This is a genomic window from Mesobacillus sp., assembly GCF_049588175.1.
Classification (GTDB): domain Bacteria; phylum Bacillota; class Bacilli; order Bacillales; family Cytobacillaceae; genus Mesobacillus.
In genome coordinates, this window is the sequence record NZ_JBAVFI010000725.1 from 1 (window position 1) to 6,334 (window position 6,334).

The window sequence follows — 6,334 nt, forward strand, 5'->3', positions numbered from 1 at the left end:
GATTGGAAGCTTTCAGCGCTAGCGGAATTAAATCACCTGAACAATTGGTTAAATAACGAGGCATTTTTATATGGACTTTTGTATCCAGCCGATTTATTAAGAGAATGGAATAGGCTGATCCGAGATGATGAGCATTCAAACCCATACAGAACTGCACCGATTATTGATATGACATTCAGCCAATTTCAGCAAAGGCGGAAATTTCAAGAGGAGATAAAATCGTTACTGAAATAGAGGGTTGTTTCTAAATATCCTATTGGTCTTATCTGACAGAATGAAACACATAGCCTATCCACACTCTAATAATGAGCATTTAAAATGCTCAGATTAGCCAGAATGGGGGTTATTCGTTTGGATAAGAGGTTACTAATGCTTCCTTTAGCTTCCCTGATGGTGTTTGGCATGAGTGCCTGTAATGGCAATGATGAAAATGCTGCCCAGGACCGAAATGCCAATCCAGCTCAGCCAATAGGCTATTATTCAAATGAAAAAGGAAATGAAGTTGATGTAATGGATGATCGGGAAGGTCCAGTGACTGAAATCTTTGACCACAACTTTGGCAAAGAGGGCCGTGTCGCAGAAGAACAAAAGCGAATGAGGATCCAGTCAAGGGATGAAAATGGAAACCCGCCTAACCCGACTGTCCCGCTAGCAGACCACGATCATAACTTTTTTCAAAAGGATAACCGTTTTAGCCGCGGTGATACGAATTACCACGGTCATTTGGATGAAAAAAGAGGAAGCGGCAAAGCGAAGGTTTACAGAAATAGCGAACAAGATAACAAAAATGCTCGTAAGGTTGGCGAAGCAGCAGCAGCTGTAGACAATGTTGATAAAGTAAGGTCTGTTATGTTTGGCAAGGATGTAGAAATTGCTGTTGATTATAAAGACAAGTCTAAGGAAAAACAGACGAAAATGGAAATCAGAAAAGCTGTTAAGCCTTATATCGAAGGCAGAGAATTAAGAATCATCACGGATGAAGGAACATTCAGCAGGACAAGAAACATTGACTATGAGAGAAAGAACGGCAACCCGCAGGAAAGCATCAACCTGAATCAGAGATAAAATCGTGAAGGCAGAGCATACGCTTTGCCTTCATTCTTTTTTGTAGGCTGTTAAAGGCTGAATGTTGATTGTTAATACCCTGTTGATTGTAGTGGAAGGCGCGTAGACTCCTCCGAAAATGCTAACGCATTTCCATCGTGCGTGGGCAGGTTCAAGGAAGCTTTTCAAAGTCCTGCGGGCTCAGCGCCATCCCCTAGAAGAATTTGCTTATGAAAAAGCCGGCAGTTGGGCTTTTTCATAATTCTTCCGCGGAAAGCGAAGCGCCTGGAACGAAAATCAACAGCCTTGTTTAACAGATCATTTTTGAGAAAAAACAGCCACAGAAAAGACAAAATTCATAAAAGGATAAACAAACATATTTTGGCTAAACTATTAGTGAACAAGTCTTCATTCTTTATTTTCTTATTCAGAAACCAATAACAATTACAATTAAAGTGAGGTGGACAGCAATGGGTTCAAGGTATAAGTTTAATGCATTCAGCATCGCTGTACTGCTGCTAATCAGTCTATCTGGCTATGGTTTGGCGCTTCACACAGAACCTGCTCTTGCTGAGAAGCCTGAAGCCAAGGTACATGAAATCAATGAACCTCTTAAGGTCAAGATCATTTTGCAAAGATCATATTTAGATGGAGAAATGAGTGAGGAAGGTGTCCTGGAAACAATTTGGTCCATGGAAGATTTTTGGGCGAAATATGATGATTGGCAGCTTATCGATATGGAACAGAACAAAGCTGTTTTCAGACAGGACATTGATGACATCTCACCACTTTTAAAGGCGAATGGTTATTTTGGCTTGTCTGATGAGGGAGTCCTTACTATTTTTAATGGCAGGCCCGATGGATCAAATATTATCCAATCATTCTTTCAAATTGATCTTGGGAGGCTTGAAAGCTTTAAGAGAGATCAATTGAAGAAAGGAATTCCAATCAAGAATAAACAATGCTACGAAGAAGTCCTCGAGACATTTAAACCATATACAATGCTTGAAAAGCAATAAAGGGCCGGGGGATGACCGGCTCTTTATTTGTGTTATCATGTAAAATCCCTGTCGCTAGGTGCAAACTTTAAAATAGGCTCTGTTAAAGCCCAATGTTGTTTTTATACCCTGTTGATTGTAGTGGAAGGCGCGAAGACTCCTGCGGGCTTAGCTGGTCAGGTCAGGTGAGACCTAGGTGAAATGATTCTCGTGAGGAATCATTTGCACCCCGCAGGAGCGAAGCGACGAGGAGGCTCAGCGACAGCCCCTAGAAGAATTTGCTTATGAAAAAGCCGGCAGTTGGGCTTTTTATAATTCTTCCGCGGAAAGCGAAGGGCCTGGAACGAAAATTAACGGCCTAGATAAAAGAGCCAAAATAAAAAATAAATCATACGTTCGCCTTTTAGCATATTTTTGTACATCTCATTAAAAATTGTATGTTAAAATGAGTTACAGCAAAGCAGAGGGGCGAGAGTATTGTTCGAATTTATTAAAGGCAGCGTCGACTTTGTCGGGCCTGAATATATAGTAGTTGAAAATAATGGGATTGGGTATCAAATTATGACACCTAACCCGTTTGTATTTGCAAAAGAAACTGGAAAAGAGATTCGTATTTATACATATCATTATGTCAGGGAAGATCTCATTGCTCTTTATGGTTTTAAGAGCAGGGAGGAAAAAGCCCTCTTCACAAGACTTTTGAATGTGTCAGGAATTGGTCCGAAAGGGGCACTCGCTATCCTTGCTTCGGGAGAGCCTGAACAGGTTGTACAGGCAATCGAAAACGAAGACGAGGCTTTCCTCGTTAAATTCCCAGGAGTAGGAAAGAAAACAGCGCGTCAGATGATCTTAGATTTAAAAGGAAAGCTGCATGACTTGGTTCCGGACTTTTTCCCGAACTTATTTAATGCGGATGAAGTTGCAGCGGCTGAAAGTCTGTCGACTGAGTTTGATGAGGCAGTCCTTGCGCTTAAGGCTCTGGGCTATTCCGAGAAGGAAATTCGTAAGGTCGCACCTGATCTGAGAAAAGAAAAGCTATCGACAGATCAATATATTAAGAAGGCGCTGCAGAAGCTTTTGAGATAAAACCAAGATTGATAAAAGGGTGATAAACAGATGGAAGAACGAATTATCTCCAGTGAAGCCGGCGATCAGGATCTTTCATTTGAGCAGAGCCTGCGGCCTCAGACACTAAGGCAGTACATCGGGCAGGATAAGGTAAAGGCCAATCTAGAAGTATTTATCGAGGCTGCGAGAATGAGGCGCGAAACATTGGATCATGTTTTACTTTATGGTCCTCCTGGATTGGGGAAAACCACACTTGCAGCCATCATCGCAAATGAGATGGGAGTCAACCTTAGGACAACTTCCGGCCCTGCAATTGAAAGGCCTGGGGATCTAGCGGCAATTTTGACTGCGCTTGAACCTGGCGATGTATTATTTATAGACGAAATCCACCGGCTGCCCAGAACAATTGAGGAAGTGCTGTATCCAGCAATGGAGGATTTTTGCCTGGATATTGTCATTGGAAAGGGACCGAGTGCACGTTCTGTTAGATTGGATCTGCCGCCATTTACGCTTGTTGGGGCGACTACTCGTGCTGGTTCATTATCTGCTCCTTTAAGAGACAGGTTTGGAGTATTAAGCCGATTGGAATACTATAATGAAAGCCAGCTTACTGATATTGTTGTCAGGACAGCGGAACTGCTTGAAACCGAAATTGATTGGCTTGCTGCCCAAGAACTCGCAAGAAGATCGAGAGGAACACCAAGGATTGCGAACCGCTTGTTAAAGCGCGTCCGAGACTTTGCCCAGGTCCGTGGCAATGGAGCCGTTGAGGAATCTCTGGCTAAAAAGGCATTGGAGCTCATGCAGGTAGACCGTTTAGGCCTAGACCATATTGACCATAAATTACTAATAGGGATAATTGAAAAATACCGCGGCGGCCCAGTAGGGTTAGAGACCATCGCCGCCACCATCGGAGAAGAGTCACAGACCATTGAAGATGTGTATGAACCATATCTTCTGCAAATTGGATTTCTACAGCGGACTCCAAGGGGAAGAATTGTAACGGAGGCTGTGTACCGACATTTTCAAATGGAGGTGCCTGAGCGTTGACAGGTGCAGCAAAGTTCGTGATGATTGCGGGAGCAGTGATCTTTGTAATCGGATTTATCATGCAATTCATTAAGCTTGGCAGACTGCCAGGTGATGTAATGATTAAAAAGGGCAATGCAACATTTTATTTCCCTATTGTAACGTCCATCGTATTGAGCGTTGTATTATCTGCGGTTTTCTACTTAATTGGCAGATTCCGCTGAAACTGAGACAGTTATAAGATTGGCTGTGTTACCAGTCTCGTCTGCCCGCGGAAAGCAAGCGTCTGGAGCGGAAACCAATATGCATGTTAAACACAGCCACAAGAAAAAATAGTAAGGGTGACATCATGAAAGTAGATTTGTTTGATTTTCATCTGCCGGAAGAACTGATTGCTCAGACTCCGCTGGAACAGCGTACAGAAAGCAGGCTTATGGTTCTGGATAAAGAATCCGGCAAAATTGAACACGATAAATTCAAAAATATAAAAGAATATCTACAGCCTGGAGATTGTCTTGTTTTGAATGATACAAAAGTACTTCCAGCAAGGCTGTTCGGATTAAAGGAAGATACAGGTGCGAAAATTGAAGTCCTTCTTTTAAAACAGGTTGAAGGCGATGAGTGGGAAACGCTTATTAAGCCAGCGAAGCGTGTAAAGAAAGGAACAAAAATTGTTTTTGGCGATGGGATTTTAACAGCTGTATGCACAGGTGAGGCAGACCATGGCGGCAGGACAATGAAGTTCTCTTATGAAGGGATTTTCTATGAGGTTCTTGAACAGCTAGGTGAAATGCCGCTGCCTCCTTATATTAAGGAGCAGCTGGAAGATAAGGACCGTTACCAAACTGTTTATGCGAGAGAACGAGGTTCTGCAGCAGCTCCGACTGCGGGCTTGCATTTTACAGAGGAATTGCTGGACGAGCTTAAGGAAATGGGAGTCCATATTGCCTTTATCACTCTGCATGTAGGCCTTGGCACATTTAGGCCTGTAAGTGTTGATTCGATTGAAGAGCATGATATGCATTCTGAGTTCTATCAGGTGACTGAAGGAACGGCCTTGCTATTGAATACAGTCCGGGAAAATGGGGGCAGGATCATCACAGTAGGGACAACGTCTACAAGAACACTTGAAACCATTGCCACAGCAAATGACGGTAGGTTTGTAGCAGAAAGTGGCTGGACGAATATATTTATTTATCCAGGATACGAATTTAAGGCAATCGATGGGATGATTACAAATTTCCATCTGCCTAAATCAACACTTATTATGCTAGTCAGTGCTTTGGCTGGACGGGACCATGTCCTCAATGCGTATAATATGGCAGTGGAAGAAAGGTATCGTTTCTTTAGCTTTGGCGATGCGATGCTGATTTTGTAATCTTGCTTCTGGAGTTTTAGGCTCTGTTAAAGCCCAATGTTATTTTTAAAACCTGTTGATTGTAGTGGAAGGCGCGCAGACTCCTGCGGGCGCAGCTGGACAGGTGAGACCCCGCAGGAGCGAAGCGACGAGGAGGCTCAGCGCCAGCCCCGCGGAAAGCGAAGCGCCTGGAACGAAAATCAACAGCCTTGTTTAACAGAGCCTGGTTTTTTAGAAATCCTAATGTGTAGCCTTATTAATTGATTTTAACGAAGATAAAATAGAAATGCTTTGGTTTAACCAATGGAAGGAGCTTATATCAATTGTCAGCAATCCGATATGAATTAATTAAAACATGTAAGCAAACGGGAGCAAGGCTTGGACGCGTACATACACCACACGGCTCATTTGAAACCCCTGTGTTCATGCCTGTAGGCACGCTAGCAACCGTCAAGACGATGGCACCTGAGGAATTAGTCGAAATGGGAGCTGGCATCATCCTGAGCAATACCTATCACCTCTGGCTGAGACCTGGACATGAAATAGTAAAAGAGGCTGGCGGCCTGCACAAATTCATGAACTGGGACCGTGCGATCCTTACAGATTCAGGTGGGTTCCAGGTGTTTTCTTTAAGTGAGTTCAGGAAAATTGAAGAGGAAGGCGTCCATTTCCGCAACCATCTTAACGGAGACAAGCTTTTCCTTTCACCTGAGAAAGCGATGGAAATCCAAAATGCATTAGGTTCAGATATCATGATGGCATTCGATGAGTGCCCTCCTTACCCAGCTGAATATGACTATATGAAAAAGTCAGTTGAAAGAACATCTCGATGGGCTGA

General features: G+C 43.2%; 7 protein-coding genes and 1 pseudogene. All 8 read left to right on the forward strand.

What is annotated here, in order from left to right; translation table 11 throughout:
- Positions 1-234 (forward strand): annotated as a pseudogene (locus WB217_RS17570) (aminoglycoside phosphotransferase); the annotation flags it as partial.
- 117 nt (positions 235-351) lie between these two features.
- On the forward strand, positions 352-1,065 hold the full coding sequence (locus tag WB217_RS17575) for a YhcN/YlaJ family sporulation lipoprotein (RefSeq protein WP_423994588.1): 714 nt from the start codon (positions 352-354) through the stop codon (positions 1,063-1,065).
- A gap of 449 nt (positions 1,066-1,514) precedes the next feature.
- The gene (locus WB217_RS17580; RefSeq protein WP_423994589.1) at positions 1,515-2,063 is read left to right on the forward strand and encodes a BofC C-terminal domain-containing protein; all 549 of its coding nucleotides are present in this window, start codon (positions 1,515-1,517) and stop codon (positions 2,061-2,063) included.
- A 456-nt stretch (positions 2,064-2,519) separates the two neighbouring features.
- Positions 2,520-3,128: a Holliday junction branch migration protein RuvA gene (gene ruvA, locus WB217_RS17585; RefSeq protein WP_423994591.1), complete on the forward strand. Its 609-nt coding sequence runs from the start codon at positions 2,520-2,522 to the stop codon at positions 3,126-3,128.
- A gap of 30 nt (positions 3,129-3,158) precedes the next feature.
- On the forward strand, positions 3,159-4,160 hold the full coding sequence (gene ruvB / locus WB217_RS17590; RefSeq protein WP_423994592.1) for a Holliday junction branch migration DNA helicase RuvB: 1,002 nt from the start codon (positions 3,159-3,161) through the stop codon (positions 4,158-4,160).
- A 20-nt stretch (positions 4,161-4,180) separates the two neighbouring features.
- Complete coding sequence (locus tag WB217_RS17595) at positions 4,181-4,363, forward strand: DUF2905 domain-containing protein (protein WP_423994596.1); 183 nt, start codon at positions 4,181-4,183, stop codon at positions 4,361-4,363.
- A gap of 125 nt (positions 4,364-4,488) precedes the next feature.
- Positions 4,489-5,517, forward strand: coding sequence for a tRNA preQ1(34) S-adenosylmethionine ribosyltransferase-isomerase QueA (gene queA, locus WB217_RS17600; protein ID WP_423994593.1), 1,029 nt, complete (start codon positions 4,489-4,491; stop codon positions 5,515-5,517).
- 302 nt (positions 5,518-5,819) lie between these two features.
- Positions 5,820-6,334 (forward strand): tRNA guanosine(34) transglycosylase Tgt (locus tag WB217_RS17605; protein WP_423994595.1); only part of this gene is annotated, 515 nt, incomplete at its 3' end.